The organism is Cellulomonas sp. B6, assembly GCF_001462455.1.
Lineage (GTDB): Bacteria > Actinomycetota > Actinomycetes > Actinomycetales > Cellulomonadaceae > Cellulomonas.
In genome coordinates this window covers 35,995-52,599 of sequence record NZ_LNTD01000104.1, presented here as the reverse complement: position 1 = coordinate 52,599, position 16,605 = coordinate 35,995, and the positions used below count along the sequence as shown (strand labels likewise).

The following is a 16,605-nucleotide window of genomic DNA, read 5'->3' as shown; positions in this document are numbered from 1 at the left end:
GACCCACCCTCCCCGGTCGGGCGTACCCGCAGGCCGGGTCCGTCGACCGGGACGTCCGGCCTGCGGCCGAAATCCAGGAAGGCATAGTCTCGAGCCATGCGTAGAGCCAAGATCGTCTGCACCATCGGTCCGGTGACCGAGTCCCCCGAGCAGGTCCAGGCCCTCGTCGACGCCGGTATGGACGTCGCGCGCCTGAACCGCAGCCACGGTGACACCGAGGTGCACAAGCGCGTGTACGACAACGTGCGCGCCGCGGCGAAGGCCTCCGGTCGCTCGGTGGCCGTCCTCGTCGACCTGCAGGGCCCCAAGATCCGTCTGGGCCGCTTCATCGACGGCAAGCACGACCTCGCGGTCGGCGACGTCTTCACCATCACGACGGACGACGTCGAGGGCACCAAGGAGCGCGTCTCGACGACGTTCAAGGGCCTGCCCGGCGACGTGAAGCCCGGCGACCCGATCCTCATCGACGACGGCAAGGTGCTCGTGCGCGTCACGGCCGTCGAGGGCAACGACGTCGTCACGCGGGTCGAGGTCCCCGGCCCCGTGTCGAACAACAAGGGCCTCAACCTGCCCGGCGTCGCGGTGTCCGTGCCGGCCATGAGCGACAAGGACGAGGAGGACCTGCGCTGGGCCCTCAACGTCGGCGCCGACCTCATCGCCCTGTCGTTCGTGCGCAGCGCGGCCGACTACGACGACGTGCGCCGGATCATGGAGGAGGAGGGCCGGGTCGTCCCGGTCATCGCCAAGATCGAGAAGCCGCAGGCCGTCGAGAACCTCGCCGAGATCGTCCAGGCGTTCGACGGCATCATGGTCGCCCGCGGCGACCTGGGCGTCGAGCTGCCGCTCGAGCAGGTCCCGCTCGTCCAGAAGCGCGCGGTCGAGCTGGCCCGCCGCAACGCCAAGCCCGTCATCGTGGCCACGCAGGTCCTCGAGTCCATGATCACGAGCCCGCGCCCGACGCGGGCCGAGGCCTCGGACTGCGCCAACGCGGTGCTCGACGGCGCGGACGCGGTCATGCTCTCGGGCGAGACCAGCGTCGGCGACTTCCCGATCGAGGCCGTGCGCACGATGGCGCGGATCATCGAGAGCACCGAGGAGCTCGGCCGTGAGCGCATCGCGCCGCTCGGCTCGGTGCCGTCGACGCGCGGTGGCGCGATCACGCGTGCCGCCGCCGAGATCGGCGAGCGCATCGGCGTGAAGTACCTCGTGACGTTCACGCAGTCGGGCGACTCGGCCCGCCGCATGTCGCGCCTGCGCTCGTCGATCCCGCTGCTCGCGTTCACGCCGGAGGAGTCGGTGCGCAGCCGGCTGTCGCTGTCGTGGGGTGTGCAGACCTACCAGGTGCCGTCGGTCGAGAGCACCGACTCGATGGTCAGCCAGGTGGACCAGACGCTGCGCGCCAACGGCCTCGCCGAGGTCGGCGACTACGTCGTCGTCGTCGCGGGCACCCCCGTGGGCGTGGTCGGCTCGACCAACACGGTCGTGGTCCACAAGATCGGTGACGAGGAGGCGGCGCGCACGCGCATCGCCTGAGTCGCTCGACCGCACGACGGCCGCCGCCCCGCACGGGGCGGCGGCCGTCGTCGTCCCCCGCGCGGACGGAGGTGCGCGCCTGCGTTCTGGCAGCATGGCCGGGGTGACCCTCCCCACGACGCCGCCGGCCCGCACCGACCTCGGCGGGCCGGCGTATGCGTCGTGGCTCGCTCGGGTGCTCGCCTTCGCGATGGACTCGGGCCTGCTGGCGCTCGCGGTGTGGCTCGCGGCACCCGGTGCGGCGGTACCCGCGCCGTGGCCCGGTCTGCCGTCCTGGGGCGCCGGTGACGACGCCGCGCGCGGACCTGCGGCGTGGACCGTCGCCGCCGTGCTGGTCGTGCAGCTGGCGCTGCAGGCGTGGACGGGTGCCACGATCGGCAAGCGCGCCGTCGGCGTCGTGGTCCTCGACGACCGGACCGGACGGCCGCTGGGGATGCTGCGCACGCTGTGGCGCCAGCTGCTGCACCTGCTCGACGCGATCCTCCTCGTCGGGTACCTCCGGCCCGTCTGGCACGCGCAGCGTCGGACGTTCGCCGACTCGCTCGCGCGCAGCGTCGCGGTCAGCGACCCGTGGCCGACCGCGTGGCGCCCGGTCGACCAGCGGTCCACCCGGGTGGCCCAGGCGGTGGCCGCGACGCTGGGCGTCGCGGGTCTGCTCGGTGGGCTCGTGCAGAGCGGTGGTGCGACGAACCGCACGGTCGCCCAGGTGCCGTGCGTGCTCGAGGACGGGTCGCCCGACGGCCTCGTGGCGCGGGTCGAGGTCGACGAGCCGCGCGTGTGGCAGATGCGGCTCGGGATCCGGCGGGACGTCACGAGCGCGCCCGGGACCGTCCGGGTGGTGTGGACCGCGCTGCCGGGCAGCGGGTGGAGCGAGGACGTGGACGTCACGGCCTCCCTCACGCCGAACGACGGGGAGGCCCGCGGTCTCACCCAGCAGGGCGAAGGCGTCGGCCGGCTCACGGCCGGGGTGGAGGCCGCCGTCGAGGTCGCCCGGCCCGTCGCCGGGCCCGGCAGCCTCGACGTCCGGAGCCGGGTCGACCTCGCGCAGGGCACGGTCGAGTGCTCCGCCGACCTCACGCTCACGGTCGCCGACCTCGCGGGGACGTCCGCCTGACGCAGGCCCGTCCGGCCCCTTCCGGCCCGCCGTGGCGTGGTCCGAGGCCGGCCGACGGTGGTCCGCGCGGATGTCGGTGGCGGGCCGTACCGTGAGCCTGTTCGACGACCTCGTGCCCGCCGTCGGTGGTCACGCCGCCCTCGACCCGGCTCCACGTCCTGCTCCGCCGCAGCCCGCCCACCCCGGAGGTCGTCATGACGACGCTCGAGAACCGCCCCGCCACCGCGCTGCTCGTGATCGACGTCCAGGTCGGCGTCGTGGCCGGTGCGCACGACCGTGACGGCGTCGTCGCCCGGATCGGGTCGCTGGTCGACCGTGCTCGCGACCAGGGCGTGCCCGTCGTGTGGGTGCAGCACTCGAGCGACGAGATCGAGCACGGCTCGGACGCGTGGCGCGTCGTGCCGGAGCTCCGGGTCGCCGACGACGAGGCGGTCGTCCACAAGCGCTACGGCGACGCGTTCGAGGCCACGGACCTCGAGGAGGTGCTGGCCGGCCGGGCCGTGGGACGGCTCGTGGTCACGGGCGCGCAGACGGACGCGTGCGTGCGTTCGACGCTGCACGGCGCGTTCACGCGCGGCTACGACGTCACGCTCGTGGGCGACGCGCACACGACCGAGGACCTGACGCAGTGGGGTGCGCCGTCGCCGGCCGAGGTCGTCGCCCACACCAACCTGTACTGGGACTTCCAGTCCGCGCCCGGGCGCACGGCGGGCACGGTGACGACCGCGGACGTCAGCTTCGACTGAGCGGACCGTGTCCAGGACGGTGTGGTCGCGGGCCGCTTGACCTTGTCACGGTGACAGGGCCTTCCATGGGCGGCGGAGGTGGTCGACATGAACCATGAGCAGGAGACGGGACCCGGCCCGACGCATGCCCGCGCCGCGGGGCCGACGGTGCAGGACGTCGTCAGCGGGCTCGCGGCACCGGCGTCCTCGACGCGCCTGCGGGCGGCTCTCGCCGCAGGCACGCGACCCGAGCCCGCGCTGGTCGGCCCGCTCGTGCGGCGGTGCGCCGTCGAGCCGGACTTCCAGGTGCGCGAGATGCTCACGTGGGCCCTGACGCGGCACGACGCCGACCTCACGGTCGCTCCGCTGGTCGACGAGCTCGCCTCGGCCACGCCGCAGGCGCGCAGCCAGGCGCTGCACACGCTGTCGAAGATCGGTGACGTGCGTGCCTGGCCCGCGGTCACCGCGGCCCTGCTGCGCGACCCGGACGACGAGGTCGCCCGCGCGGCCTGGCGGGCCGCCGTCGTGCTCGCGCCCCCGGAGCACCGCGAGCGGCTCGCGGCCCTCCTGGTCGCGCAGCTCGGGCGGGGGAGCCGCGACGTCCGGCTGAGCCTGAGCCGGGCGCTGGTCGGCCTGGGCGGTGCGGCGACGGCGGCGCTCGACCGCGCGGTCGAGCAGGGCGACGAGGAGGCCAGGGCGCACGCCGCGGCGACGCGCCGGCTCGTGGCCGATCCCGACGAGGCGTTCGACGCCGCGCTCGCCGAGGCGCGCCGCGTGGTCGCGCTGGCGGCCGCGCCCACGGGCGGGGGAGCGGCCGGTGCTGATCGGTGAGGTGGCGGCGCGCTCCGGCATCAGCGCGCGCATGCTGCGGCACTACGACCGTGTGGGCCTCGTGCGGCCCACGGGGCGCTCGGCCGCCGGCTACCGCGAGTACGCCGACGCCGACGTCCGGCGGCTGTTCCACGTCGAGGCGCTGCGGTCGCTGGGCCTGACGCTCCGGGACGTGGCCCGCGCGCTCGACGACCCCGCGTTCGATCCGGTGGCCGTCGTCGACGAGCTCACCGCGGCGGCACGCGAGCGCCGCGACCGGGAGCAGGAGCTCCTCGACCGGTTGGTGCGGGTCAGGGCCGGCGGGTCCACCGCCTGGTCGGACGTGCTGCGCACGGTGGGTCTCGTCCGTGCACTGGCGCCGGGACGCACGCCGTCGGGACGGCTCCGCGCCGCGCTGCGCGTGACCGACCCGCACGACAGCGACGGCGCGGCGCTCGCCGAGGCCGCGTTGGCCGAACCCGACCCGAACGCGGCCGGCGCCCTGCGCTGGGCCGCCGCACGCGCGGGGGCGTCCGCGGTCCCGGTGCTCGCCGGTGCGCTCGCCTCGTCCGACGCCGCGCGACGCCACCGCGCCGTCGTCGCGCTCGCCGGGATCGACGTGCCGGAGGCGGAGGCGGCCCTCCGGACCGCGCGGACCGACACCGACCCCGCCGTCGCCGCACGGGCCACGCTCGCGCTCGCGGCCCGGGGCGACGTCCGGACGGTAGCGGACCTCGTGACGCTCGTCGTCACCGGGCGCGCCGACGTCGAGGCGGCGGAGGCGCTCGGCTCCCTCGCCACCCGGCACGCGGTGCGCGACGAGGTCGGCGGTCGGGTCGCCGAGGCGCTGCCGACCGCCGACACGGCCTCTCGGCAGCGCCTCGCGGGCGCGCTCGCCGAGATCCCCGGGTCGACTGCCCGGGCGCTCCTCGAGCGCCTGGCGGCGGACCCGGAGCGTCCGGTGGCGCTGACGGCGACGGCGGTGCTGCGCACGCGTGCGCCCGACGAGTGAGGTGCGGCGCCGACCGCGCCCGAGGTGAGCCGCGTGCCTCGGGTGCGCGCCCCGGTGCGCACGCCGGTCGCGGACGGCGTCCCGACGGTCCCTCCGACCGGGTGAACTCTGCCCGCCGCGTCGTCGGGAGGGGGCGAGCTGTTCGCACCGCCGCCGGCAGCCCCGCTGGTGGGCCGAGGGCGCGTGCCGCGTCGGCCGCCCGTGTGGCCGGCGCGCCGGGTCTCGTCTCCGCGACCGTCGGCTCGACCCGTCCGGCCTCGGCCGCCGTCGCGACCCCACGGCCCGCGGACGCGACGTCACGTGCGCGCTCGCCCACGGCGTCGACGACGTCCGGGGTCCCGAGCGTCTCCGTCGTACGTGTGCCCCGAGTGGGATTCGAACCCACACTGGATCGGGTTTGAGCCGAACGCCTCTGCCGGTTGGGCTATCGGGGCCGCGCGCCAGCCTAGCGCCGACGGCCGACCCGCGGTGCGCGCTGGCCGTCTCCTCGCCGCGGCGGAGCAGGCCCGCGTACGCCGCGTGACGGTGACCACGTGGCGGACCGCGCGTCCACGGGTCGATGCGCACTACGCTGTGCACGTGACCACGGACGACAGCACCGAGCCCACGCAGGACGCGACGCAGGGTCTGGACCTGCCCGCCGCCGAGCCGGCGCCCCGCGCCGCCGCGCCGTCGTCCGGCCGGCCCGCGCGCCGTGCGGTCGTCGCCGAGGACGAGGCGCTCATCCGCATGGACGTCGTCGAGACGCTCACCGAGGCCGGGTTCGAGGTCGTCGGCGAGGCGGGCGACGGCGAGCGCGCCGTCGAGCTCGCGACCGAGCTCAAGCCGGACGTCGTCGTGATGGACGTCAAGATGCCCGTGCTCGACGGCATCTCGGCGGCCGAGCGCATCGGCAAGGCGCACCTCGCGCCCGTCGTGCTCCTCACGGCGTTCTCGCAGACCGAGCTGGTCGAGCGCGCGCGCGACGCGGGTGCGATGGCCTACGTCGTCAAGCCGTTCAGCCCGGCGGACCTGCTGCCCGCGGTCGAGATCGCGATCTCCCGCTACGCGCAGATCACCGCGCTCGAGTCCGAGGTCGCCGACCTCGCGGAGCGCTTCGAGACCCGCAAGCGCGTGGACCGGGCCAAGGGCCTGCTCATGACGAAGATGGGCCTGACCGAGCCCGAGTCCTTCCGCTGGATCCAGAAGACGTCGATGGACCGTCGTCTGACGATGCGCGAGGTCGCGGACGCCGTCATCGAGCAGGTCGGCGGCGCCGCGTCCTGACGCCTCTTCACCGCTTCACGAGCCCGGTCGACGCCCCGCGTCGACCGGGCTCGGTGCATTTCGCGGGTCACGAATGTGCAACGACATCTGTGAGACATTGCGATTCACATGTCGGACACAAACCATGAGTACGTTCGCGCCACATCGCCGTGGTCCGCGCCGGGCCCCGGCAGGTGCAGTGCTCACAGAGGGGTACCACACGCATGATTCGTTCGACACGTGCAGGACGTGCGCTCGCAGTCGCAGGAGTGGTCGCACTGGCGCTCACCGCTTGTGCCGGCGGTTCCGACGAGCCCGGGGGCGGTGGCGACGAGACGTCGTCCGGCGACGGTGGCGGCGGCGAGGCGCTCCACATCGGCACCATCCTCCCGGTGACGGGGTCGCTCGCTCAGCTGGGCCCCCCGGAGATCGCGGGCGTGGACCTCGCGGTCAAGGAGATCAACGAGGCGGGCGGTCTCTTCGGCTCCGACGTCAAGGTCACGCACACCGACTCCTCGGACGCGCAGAACGCCTCGGTCGCGACCGCCTCGGCCCAGGAGCTCATCTCCGCGGGCGTGTCCGCGATCATCGGCGCGGCGTCCTCGTCGGTCACCAAGAACATCGTCGACGACATCACGGGCGCCGGCATCGTGCAGGTGTCCCCGGCCAACACGGCGACGGACCTGTCGGGGTACTCCGACTTCTACTTCCGCACCGCACCGCCGGACACCGTCCAGGGCGACGTCCTGGGCAACCTGATCGTCGGTGACGGCGCGTCCAACGTCGGCATCCTGGTGTTCAACGACTCGTACGGCACGTCGCTGCGCGACGTCGTCGCCGGGGTCGTGGGCGACGCGGGCGGCACGGTCGTCTACGGCACGTCGGGCCAGGAGTTCGACCCCGCGGAGCAGAACTTCGCGACGATCGTCGCGGACGCGATCGCGGCGGGTCCGGACGCGATCGCGATCCTCGCGTTCACCGACCAGACCCCGGCGATCGTACGTGAGCTCGCCGCGCAGGGCTGGGACATGAGCAAGACGTACTTCGTGGACGGCAACCTGCAGAACTTCGGCACCTCGGGTGACACCGGGTTCCCCGCGGGCACGCTCGAGAACGCGCAGGGCACGCTGCCCGGCGCCTACCCGTCCGAGGAGTTCCAGGCCCGCATGCTCGAGGTCGACCCGGGGCTCAAGGACTACTCGTACGGCCCGGAGTCGTACGACGCGACCATGCTCGTGGCGCTCGCGGCCCTCAAGGGCGGCGCGTCCGACGGCGAGACGATCCAGGCCAACATGGCGGCCGTCTCGGGTGCGGACGGCGGCACGGAGTGCACCGGTTGGGAGGAGTGCTCGAAGCTCCTCGCGGACGGCGAGGACATCGCGTACCAGTCGGCGTCCGGCGTCGGCCCGTTCAACGAGGCCAACGACCCGTCGTCCGCGTTCATCGGGATCTACCAGTTCGGCCCCGAGAACACGTACACCTTCAGCCGCTCCGAGGAGGGCGAGGTCCCGCAGGGCTGACCCGCGGGACGCCGCACGGCACGCCTCGACCCCCGGAGCGCACGCTCCGGGGGTCGAGGCGTGCCCACGTGCGGCGCCGTGCGGCGCCGTGCGGCGTGGGCTCCCCCGGACGCGGTGCGGTCGGGCCCGGGGCGCGGCACGTCGCCGACGTGGTCTGCCCGGGCACGGGTGCGGGGTCGAGCCCCCCGCGGGGGGAGGTTCCCGACCGGCCGCCCCCGCGTGCCACGTCCGATCGCCGAGGCGGCGGCCGCGTGCGGCGCCCGCTCGCCGAGGCGGCGCGGAGTCGCCGCCGATCGAGAGCGGAGCCGTCGCCCTGCGCGACGAGGCCCCGACCACCGTGCGGCGGTCGAGGCCTCGTCGCGCGGAGCGGGTGGGGGTCAGGGGGTGGCGGCCCCGTCCCCGTCGGCGGCGCGTGCGGCGTCCACGTCGGTGGCGAGCGTGCCGAGGTACAGCTGGATGACCTTGGGGTCGTTCATCAGCTCGCGGCCCGGGCCGGAGTACGCGTTGCGCCCCTGGTCGAGCACGTAGGCGCGGTCGCAGATCTGCAGCGCCCGGCGCGCGTTCTGCTCGACGATGACGACCGACACGCCCGCCCTGTTGATGCGCCTGGTGCGCAGGAACGCCTCGTCCTGGCGCACGGGGGACAGGCCCGCCGACGGCTCGTCGAGCAGCAGCACCGACGGCTCGGGCATGAGTGCGCGCGCCATCGCGACCATCTGCCGCTCACCGCCGGACAGGGCGCCCGCCCGCTGCTTGCGGCGCTTCGTCAGCTCGGGGAACAGGTCGAGCACGGCCTCCAGGCGCGCGGAGAACTTCTCGGGCGTCTGGTAGACGCCCATCTGCAGGTTCTCCTCGATCGTCAGGCTGGGGAACACGTTGTTCGTCTGCGGGACGAACCCGACGCCGCGGCGCACGAGCGCGTCCGCACGCAGGTTGCTGATCTCCTCGCCGTTCAGCGTCAGGGAGCCCTCGCGGATGCCGACGAGCCCGAACAGGGCCTTGAGCAGCGTCGACTTGCCGGCCCCGTTCGGGCCGATGATCCCGACCAGCTCGCCGGGGTGGAGCACGAGCGAGCACTCGTTGAGGATGTTGACGCCCGGGAGGTAGCCGGCGACGAGGCCGTCGGCGTGCAGCAGGGGCTCTCCCTCGGGGGCGCCGCGGTGCAGGGCGGCTGCGGTGGTCTCGGTCACGGTGTGGTCCCCTCCGCCTTGTCGGCGACGTCCAGCTCGGCGTCGGCCTCCGCCTGCGCCTCGGCGTCGATCACGCCACCCTCGTCGAGGAGGGCGTCGTCGCCGAGGTCGGTGTCGTGGTGCGCGCCCAGGTACGCGTCGATGACGGCCTGGTCGGCCATCACCTCCGCCGGCGGGCCCTCGGCCACGACCTGTCCCTGGGCCATCACGACGACCCAGTCGGAGATGTGTCGCACCATGTGCATGTCGTGCTCGACGAACAGGACCGACGTCCCCGAGTCGCGCAGGTCGGTGATGTGCCCCAGCAGCGACTGCGTCAGCGCGGGGTTCACACCGGCCATCGGCTCGTCGAGCATGACGAGCGCGGGGTCGGACATGAGCGCGCGGGCCATCTCGAGGAGCTTGCGCTGCCCGCCCGACAACGACCCCGCGAAGTCGTCCTTCTTGGCGTCGAGCCTGAAGCGCTCCAGCAGGGTCATGGCCTTGTCGGTGATCTCCCGCTCGCGTGCCGCCCACAGCGGCTTGACCAGCGCCGAGAACAGACCCTCGCCGGGCTGGTCGCGCGCGCCCAGCCGCATGTTGTCCAGCACGGTCATGCGCGCGAGCGCCTTCGTGAGCTGGAACGTGCGGACCATGCCGGCCTTCGCGACCCGCGACGCCGCGACGCCGGCGAGCGGCGTCCCGTCGAACACCCACGTGCCCGCGTCGGGCTTGTCGAAGCCGGTCATGAGGTTGAAGAACGTGGTCTTCCCGGCGCCGTTCGGTCCGATCAGCGCGGTGATGACGTTCTTCTGGACCTCGACGTGCTCGACGTCGACCGCGTTGACGCCGCCGAAGCTGCGTCGGACGCCGTCGGCGACCAGCACGGCGTCCGGCTTGCGGGCCCCCGGGACGCGGGGGACGTGCGCGAGGTCGCGCCGGGCCTGCTCCACGACGTCCTTAGCGGGCATTGATCGCCAGCTCCTTCTTGTCGCCCAGGATGCCCTGGGGCCGGAACACGATGAGCAGCATGAGGGTCAGGCCGACGAGCACCCAGCCGATCTGCTCGATCTGCTGCACGGTCAGCGCGTCCGGCGGCACGACCCCGCGAAGGAACCCGCGCACGAAGATCAGCGCACCCCAGAACAGCAGCGACCCGAGGACGGGGCCGAGCACGGTGGCGGCGCCGCCCAGCAGCAGGATCGTCCAGGTGTTGAACGTGACGGGGCGCCCCAGGGAGTCGGCCTGCACCGAGCTCGCCAGGACGAACACGATGCCGCCGAGCGCGCCGAACACGCCGCCGAGGACCAGCGCCTGCAGCTTGTAGCCGTACACGTTCTTGCCCAGGGCGCGCACCGCGTCCTCGTCCTCCCGGATGCCCTTGAGCACGCGCCCCCACGGGCTGCGGATCAGGCGCCAGACGAGCAGGCACGCGAGCAGCACGAGGGTCCATCCGACGATCCGCAGCCACCACGAGTTCGAGGCGTTCGTCGCCAGCGTGATGGGCCCGAGGCTCCACCGGTCGTCCGGGAAGGGCGAGGCGTCCTGGAAGGTGTGCTTGAAGACGTTGCCCGTGAGCCCCTCGGAGCCGCCCGTGACGTCGGTGAGCGCGGTGGAGCGACCGACCATGCGGACGATCTCGGCCGCTGCGATCGTGACGATCGCGAGGTAGTCGCCGCGCAGCTTCAGCGTCGGCAGGCCGAGCAGGAGCGCGAACACGACCGCCGCTGCGACGGCGACCAGGAACGCGAGCCACAGCGGCGCGCCGTGCACGGTCGCGATCGCGAAGCCGTAGGCGCCGAGCAGCATGAACCCGGCCTGACCCATGTTGATCAGGCCCGTGAGCCCGAAGTGGAAGTTGAGGCCGATGGCGGCGAGCGCGTACGCGATCGCCGTCGGCCCCAGCATCTCGTTGAGGACGTTGGTGAAGAGCTGTCCGAAGTCCATGGCGACGACCTCCCGCTAGCCGATGCGCTCGGCGCGCCCGAGGATGCCCTGCGGCCGCAGCAGCAGGACGAGGATGAGGATGACGAGCGCGCTGGCGTACCGCATGTCGCTCGGCAGCACGAGGGTCGAGAGCTCGACGACCAGCCCGATGACGAGCGCGCCGAGCACCGCGCCGAGCGGCGACCCGAGCCCGCCCAGCGTGATCGCGGCGAACATCAGCAGCAGGAGCGTCGAGCCGAAGTTGAAGCGCGTCGTGTTGAGGTAGAGCGCCAGCAGGACGCCGCCGAGCGAGGCGAGCGCCGCGGACGCCACCCACACCCGGCTGATGACGGACTCGACCTTGATCCCGGTCGCGGCGGCCAGCGCGGGGTTGTCGGAGACCGCGCGCGTCGCGCGCCCCAGACGTGTCCGCGCGAGCGTGAACGCCACGGCCGCGAGCACGACGAGCGCGATCGCCACCGAGATCAGCGACTGGGCCGAGATCTGCACGGGTCCCAGCTGCATGCGCTGCGAGATCCCCGACACGATCGGTGCGGGCTGGGCGCCGAAGAAGAACAGGAACGCCGACAGCAGCGCGAGGGACAGGCCGATCGTCACGATCATCTGCTGCGTGATGCCGACGCCGCGCCGTCGCAGCGGCGCGAACAGGAGCGTGTTGAGCAGCCAGCCGGCCAGGCCACCGGCCGCGGTGGCCACGACGATCGCGAGCCACAGCGGCAGGTGCCACCACTGCACGGCCATGAACGCCGTCATGCCGCCCAGCGTCACGAGCTCGCCGTGCGCGAAGTTCGACAGCCCGGTGGTCCCGTAGATGAGGTTCGCCCCGAGCGACGCGAGCGCGAGCAGCACGCCGAAGACGGTGCCCGCGAGCAGCAGCTGGGCGTACCGGTTGGTGCCCGGGCCGGCGGACGCCTCGGCGCTGGCCTCGGCCTCCGCACCGGCGTCCGCGTCGGCCGACGCGCCGGGCGCGGGAGACGCCGTCGTCCCGCTCGTCGGTGCACCGGTCGTGGGCTCCGCACCGGCCTCACCGGCGGGCACCACCTGGACGATCCGGCCCGCCGAGCGTCCCAGCGCGACCGTGACGGTCGCGGGGTTCGCGGCCGGGTCCTTCAGGGCCGTGCCCGCCGGCAACGTCGACTCGTCCACGGTCACGGTGTACTCGCCCGCGACCGTGAGCGGCACGGCGGCCTTGCCGGCCGCGTCCGTGGTGGCCGCCACCGTCGTTCCCTCGCCCTCGACGGTCAGGGCCACCCCCGCGACGGGACCGGTGCCGGGCACCGTCGCGGTCAGGTTGAGGCACGCGGTGGCGTCGTCGGGGCTGCACGGTGTGGTCGCCGCCTGCGCGGACCCCGCGACGCCGAGCGTCGTCAGGGCCGTGAGGAGGGCCAGCACGACGGCCGCACCTCCGCGTCGCAGGGCGACGGTCCGGTCCCGGCTCGCGGCTGCTCGCACGGTGACCTCCGTCCTGGTGGTCGGGCACGGGCGCCGGGGCGCCGCACGTCGATGTGGTGGGCCCTCGCCCACCGGTCAGCAGACGATAGGGACGAATTGTGTCCTGTTCATTTCCGGGGCGCGAGCGTTCCGTGGCAGATGTTTCGCGTGAATGTCCGCGACGACTCGGCGCCCGGAGGTCGTGACCGGGTTCACCGGGACGGGGCACGCCGGGCCACTAGGCACGGCGGGCGCGGTGGGCCATGATCGTCCTGGCGCCGCCCGGGGGAGAACGGCGCCGTGACCGCCCCTTCGTCCCCGGGAGGCCCGCAGTGCGGCCAGGTGTGCACGTCCGACGCGCGACGGCGTCCGACCTCGAGGACCTCGTCGACCTCTGCCTGCAGGCGCGTGCCGAGTCCGGGGTGGGCCGTCAGCTCTGCACGGACGACCGCGACGAGCTGCGCGACCAGCTGGCGGTGCTCGGCTCGGTCGACGGCGGCACGGTGCTCGTGGCGACGTGCGACGACGAGCTGGCCGGTCTCGTGCTGTGCCGCGCGCTCGTCCCCGGCCTGCTGTCACGGTCGGTCGTCAGCCTCGACGCCGTGTACGTGCGCCCGCAGTGGCGGCGCCGGGGTCTCGGGCACGCGATGCTGCAGGCGGCCGCCGAGCTCGCCGACGAGGCGGGCGCCACCGACGTGTACGCGGCGCCGCTGCCCGGCTCGCGCGGCATGCAGCGGTTCCTCGCCCGGCTGGGCTTCGCGCCGGCCGGCGGTCACCGCGTCGTGAGCACGGCCGCCCTGCAGCGGCGGCTCGCGATGGACGTGCCCGCGCCGGCGCGTCGGTCCTCGGTCCGCGGGATCGAGGACCTCATCGAGCGGCGCCGACGGGCCCGTGAGCGCGCCGTGGGCGACGACGCTCCGGTGCGTCAGGCGGGGGCGTCGATGAGCATGCAGGTCAGGCGCGCGGTGCAGAGCCGTCGGCCGTCCTCGTCGGTGACCTCGACCTCGTAGGTCGCGAGCGAACGTCCCCGGTGCACCGCGCGTGCCGTGCCGGTCACGGTGCCGCCGCGCGCCGAGCGGTGGTGCGTGGCGTTGAGCTCGACGCCGACGGCGACGCGGCCCGGTCCGGCGTGCGCGGCCGCGGCGAGCGAGCCGAGCGTCTCGGCGAGCGTGGCGGACGCGCCGCCGTGCAGCAGCCCGTGGGGCTGGGTGTTGCCCGCGACGGGCATCGTGCCGACCGCACCGTCGGGGCGCACGTCCACGAGCTCGATGCCCATCCGCTCGATCAACGTGCCGGCGACGGAGGGTGGGGTGAGGGGCGCGGCGGTGTCGGACATGGCAGATAGGTTGGCACCGTGAGCGCCGACCAGCCAGCGACCAGCACCACGACGACCCCGCGACTGCTCCTGATCGACGGGCACTCGATGGCGTACCGCGCCTTCTACGCGCTGCCGGTCGAGAACTTCGCGACGTCCTCGGGTCAGCCCACCAACGCGGTCTTCGGCTTCGTGTCGATGCTCGCGAACCTGCTGCGCGACGAGGACCCGACGCACGTCGCGGTCGCGTTCGACGCCGGGCGCACGACGTTCCGCACCGAGCGCCTCGAGTCGTACAAGGGCAACCGCGCCGCGACCCCCGAGCCGTTCCGCGGCCAGGTGGACGTCATCAAGCAGCTGCTGGCGACCATGCACGTCCAGGTCCTCGACAAGCCCGGCTTCGAGGCCGACGACATCCTGGCGACGCTCACGACGCAGGCACGCGAGCAGGGCATGCACGTCGCGATCTGCTCGGGCGACCGCGACTCGTTCCAGCTCGTGTCCGAGACGGTGACCGTGCTGTACCCGGTGCGGGGCGTCTCGGAGATGGCCCGCATGACGCCCGAGGCGGTCGAGGCGAAGTACGGCGTCCCGCCCGAGCGGTACCCCGACCTCGCGGCGCTCGTGGGGGAGACCAGCGACAACCTGCCCGGCGTGCCCGGTGTCGGGCCCAAGACCGCCGCCAAGTGGATCGGCCAGCACGACGGCCTCGCCGGCGTCCTCGCGAACGCCGAGCACATCACCGGCAAGGCCGGTGAGTCGCTGCGTGCGCACGTCGAGCAGGTCGCGCTCAACCGCGAGCTCAACCGGCTGCTCGTCGACCTCGAGCTGCCCGTCGGCCCCGAGGACCTCGCCGTGCGGCCGTGGGACCGTGCCGCGCTCCACGCGCTGCTCGACGAGCTCGAGTTCCGGACCCTGCGCGACCGGCTGTTCGCGATGCTCCCCGACGAGGGCCGCGAGGAGCGCGTCGCGACCGCCGCCGCGCTCGACCTCGTCGAGGCAGGCGTCGGCGGGCTCGGAGCCTGGCTCGACGCGCGACGGGACGAGGTCCTGGGCCTGGACGTGCGCGGGTCGGGTGCGCCCGGCCGCGGGGACGCCTGGGGAGTCGCGGTCGCGGACGGCGCGGGCCAGGCCGTCGCGTACGACCTCGCGGCGATCGACCCGGCCGACGAGGCGGCGCTCGCGGCCTGGCTCGCGGACCCCGAGCGGGGCAAGGCGGTGCACGCGGCCAAGGAGGCGTGGCACGCGCTGGACGGCCGCGGGCTGCCCCTGCACGGGGTGGTGTACGACACCGAGCTCGCGGCGTACCTGTGCCAGCCCGACCGTCGTGCCTACGACCTGCCCGACCTCGCGATCGGCTACCTGCACCGTGAGCTCGGCGGCGACGACGACTCCTCGGCGGGGCAGGGCGCCCTCGACCTCGAAGTCGACGGCGCGGACGAGGGCCGACGTGCGGCGGTGCGTGCCGCTGCCGTGCGCGACCTCGTCGAGGTGCTCGGCGCCGAGGTGGCCGACCGCGGTGCGTCCGGCCTGCTCGTCGACCTCGAGCTGCCGCTGCAGGAGGTGCTCGCGCGCATGGAGCGCACGGGCATCGCGATCGACCACGACGACCTCGTGTCGCTCGAGCGCGAGTTCGACGGGCAGGTGCAGGCCGCGGCGGCGGACGCCTACGCGGTCATCGGGCGCGAGGTGAACCTCGGCTCGCCGAAGCAGCTCCAGGAGGTGCTGTTCGACCAGCTGGGGATGCCGAAGACCAAGCGCATCAAGACGGGGTACACGACCGACGCCGCCGCGCTGACCGACCTGTTCGCGCGCACCGGGCACCCGTTCCTCGAGCACCTGCTCGCGCACCGCGACACGATCCGGCTCCGGCAGACCGTCGAGGGGCTGCTGCGGTCGATCGGCGACGACGGGCGCATCCACACGACCTTCCAGCAGACCATCGCGGCGACCGGGCGGCTGTCGTCGGCCGACCCGAACCTGCAGAACATCCCGATCCGCACCGAGGCGGGCCGGCAGATCCGGCGGACGTTCGTGGTCGGCCCGGGCTACGCGACGCTGCTCACGGCCGACTACTCGCAGATCGAGATGCGGATCATGGCGCACCTGTCGGGCGACGAGGGCCTCATCGAGGCGTTCCGCTCGGGCGAGGACCTGCACAGCTACGTCGGGTCGCGCGTGTTCGGCGTGCCGACCGACGAGGTGACGTCGGCGATGCGCTCGAAGATCAAGGCGATGAGCTACGGGCTCGCGTACGGGCTCTCGTCGTACGGGCTGTCGCAGCAGCTGTCGATCGAGGTCGGCGAGGCGTCGGCGCTCATGGCGGACTACTTCGAGCGGTTCGGCGGCGTGCGGGACTACCTCACGGGGGTCGTCGACCAGGCGCGCGCGACGGGGTACACGGCGACGATCCTCGGTCGTCGGCGCTACCTGCCCGATCTCACGAGCGACAACCGGCAGCGCCGCGAGACGGCCGAGCGCATGGCGCTCAACGCGCCGATCCAGGGCAGCGCCGCCGACCTCATCAAGGTCGCGATGCTCGGGGTCGACCGTGAGCTCACGCGGCGGGGGCTCGCGTCGCGCATGCTGCTGCAGGTCCACGACGAGCTCGTGCTCGAGGTCGCGGACGGCGAGCAGGACGAGGTCGAGGCGCTCGTGCGCGAGAGCATGGCGCGCGCGGGCGACGGTCTGCCGGGCGGTCCGCTCGACGTGCCCCTGGACGTGTCGGTGGGCGTCGGCACGAGCTGGCACGCGGCGGGGCACTGACCTCGCACGGCGTCGCGA

The 16,605-nt window shown here is 73.9% G+C and carries 14 protein-coding genes and 1 tRNA gene; 9 read left to right on the top strand and 6 right to left on the bottom strand.

Annotation, left to right across the window (positions count from 1 at the left end; genetic code table 11):
• Window positions 1-96 precede the first annotated feature (96 nt).
• The 5 genes from pyk to ATM99_RS10200 all read left to right on the top strand — a co-directional run bounded on the left by pyk (window position 97) and on the right by ATM99_RS10200 (window position 5,194).
• Window positions 97-1,533 (top strand): pyruvate kinase, encoded by a 1,437-nt coding sequence (gene pyk, locus ATM99_RS10220; RefSeq protein ID WP_062102813.1) that lies wholly within the window; start codon window positions 97-99, stop codon window positions 1,531-1,533.
• 103 nt (window positions 1,534-1,636) lie between these two features.
• Complete coding sequence (locus ATM99_RS10215; RefSeq protein WP_190278813.1) at window positions 1,637-2,647, top strand: RDD family protein; 1,011 nt, start codon at window positions 1,637-1,639, stop codon at window positions 2,645-2,647.
• 194 nt (window positions 2,648-2,841) lie between these two features.
• Window positions 2,842-3,393 (top strand): isochorismatase family protein, encoded by a 552-nt coding sequence (locus ATM99_RS10210; protein ID WP_062102821.1) that lies wholly within the window; start codon window positions 2,842-2,844, stop codon window positions 3,391-3,393.
• Between the two features lie 87 nt (window positions 3,394-3,480).
• Window positions 3,481-4,203, top strand: coding sequence for a HEAT repeat domain-containing protein (locus ATM99_RS10205; protein WP_082659543.1), 723 nt, complete (start codon window positions 3,481-3,483; stop codon window positions 4,201-4,203).
• Entirely contained in the window at window positions 4,190-5,194 is a 1,005-nt protein-coding gene (locus ATM99_RS10200) for a MerR family transcriptional regulator (RefSeq protein WP_062102811.1), read from the top strand. Before ATM99_RS10205 ends, ATM99_RS10200 begins: the two co-directional genes overlap by 14 nt.
• 360 nt (window positions 5,195-5,554) lie before the next feature.
• Here the strand turns inward: ATM99_RS10200 and ATM99_RS10195 are convergent.
• Window positions 5,555-5,628 (bottom strand) — tRNA-Leu (locus tag ATM99_RS10195).
• 145 nt (window positions 5,629-5,773) lie between these two features.
• On the opposite strand from ATM99_RS10195, the gene ATM99_RS10190 reads away from it, so the two are divergent.
• Together ATM99_RS10190 and ATM99_RS10185 are read left to right on the top strand one after the other, a co-directional pair.
• The gene (locus ATM99_RS10190; RefSeq protein ID WP_046530561.1) at window positions 5,774-6,460 is read left to right on the top strand and encodes an ANTAR domain-containing response regulator; all 687 of its coding nucleotides are present in this window, start codon (window positions 5,774-5,776) and stop codon (window positions 6,458-6,460) included.
• Window positions 6,461-6,663: 203 nt separating this feature from the next.
• Complete coding sequence (locus ATM99_RS10185; protein WP_062102810.1) at window positions 6,664-7,959, top strand: ABC transporter substrate-binding protein; 1,296 nt, start codon at window positions 6,664-6,666, stop codon at window positions 7,957-7,959.
• A 377-nt stretch (window positions 7,960-8,336) separates the two neighbouring features.
• Here ATM99_RS10185 and ATM99_RS10180 read toward each other — a convergent pair whose 3' ends face one another.
• The 4 genes from ATM99_RS10180 to ATM99_RS10165 are packed head-to-tail and all read right to left on the bottom strand — an operon-like array spanning window position 8,337 to window position 12,527.
• Window positions 8,337-9,149, bottom strand: coding sequence for an ABC transporter ATP-binding protein (locus ATM99_RS10180; protein WP_062102809.1), 813 nt, complete (start codon window positions 9,147-9,149; stop codon window positions 8,337-8,339).
• Window positions 9,146-10,099 (bottom strand): ABC transporter ATP-binding protein, encoded by a 954-nt coding sequence (locus tag ATM99_RS10175; protein WP_062102808.1) that lies wholly within the window; start codon window positions 10,097-10,099, stop codon window positions 9,146-9,148. Before ATM99_RS10175 ends, ATM99_RS10180 begins: the two co-directional genes overlap by 4 nt.
• Window positions 10,089-11,075 carry a branched-chain amino acid ABC transporter permease gene (locus ATM99_RS10170; RefSeq protein WP_062102807.1) on the bottom strand — a complete coding sequence of 329 codons (987 nt, stop codon included), beginning with the start codon at window positions 11,073-11,075 and terminating at the stop codon, window positions 10,089-10,091. The genes ATM99_RS10175 and ATM99_RS10170 overlap by 11 nt, the downstream gene beginning before the upstream one ends.
• A 15-nt stretch (window positions 11,076-11,090) precedes the next feature.
• Entirely contained in the window at window positions 11,091-12,527 is a 1,437-nt protein-coding gene (locus ATM99_RS10165; protein WP_223304971.1) for a branched-chain amino acid ABC transporter permease, read from the bottom strand.
• A gap of 323 nt (window positions 12,528-12,850) precedes the next feature.
• Here ATM99_RS10165 and ATM99_RS10160 point away from each other — a divergent pair, with 323 nt between their 5' ends.
• Window positions 12,851-13,516: a GNAT family N-acetyltransferase gene (locus ATM99_RS10160; RefSeq protein ID WP_223304969.1), complete on the top strand. Its 666-nt coding sequence runs from the start codon at window positions 12,851-12,853 to the stop codon at window positions 13,514-13,516.
• Here ATM99_RS10160 and ATM99_RS10155 read toward each other — a convergent pair.
• On the bottom strand, window positions 13,432-13,842 hold the full coding sequence (locus ATM99_RS10155; RefSeq protein WP_062102805.1) for a PaaI family thioesterase: 411 nt from the start codon (window positions 13,840-13,842) through the stop codon (window positions 13,432-13,434). The genes ATM99_RS10160 and ATM99_RS10155 overlap by 85 nt on opposite strands.
• Before the next feature lie 18 nt (window positions 13,843-13,860).
• Here ATM99_RS10155 and polA point away from each other — a divergent pair, with 18 nt between their 5' ends.
• On the top strand, window positions 13,861-16,587 hold the full coding sequence (gene polA, locus ATM99_RS10150; RefSeq protein ID WP_062102804.1) for a DNA polymerase I: 2,727 nt from the start codon (window positions 13,861-13,863) through the stop codon (window positions 16,585-16,587).
• The last annotated feature ends 18 nt before the right edge of the window (window positions 16,588-16,605 follow it).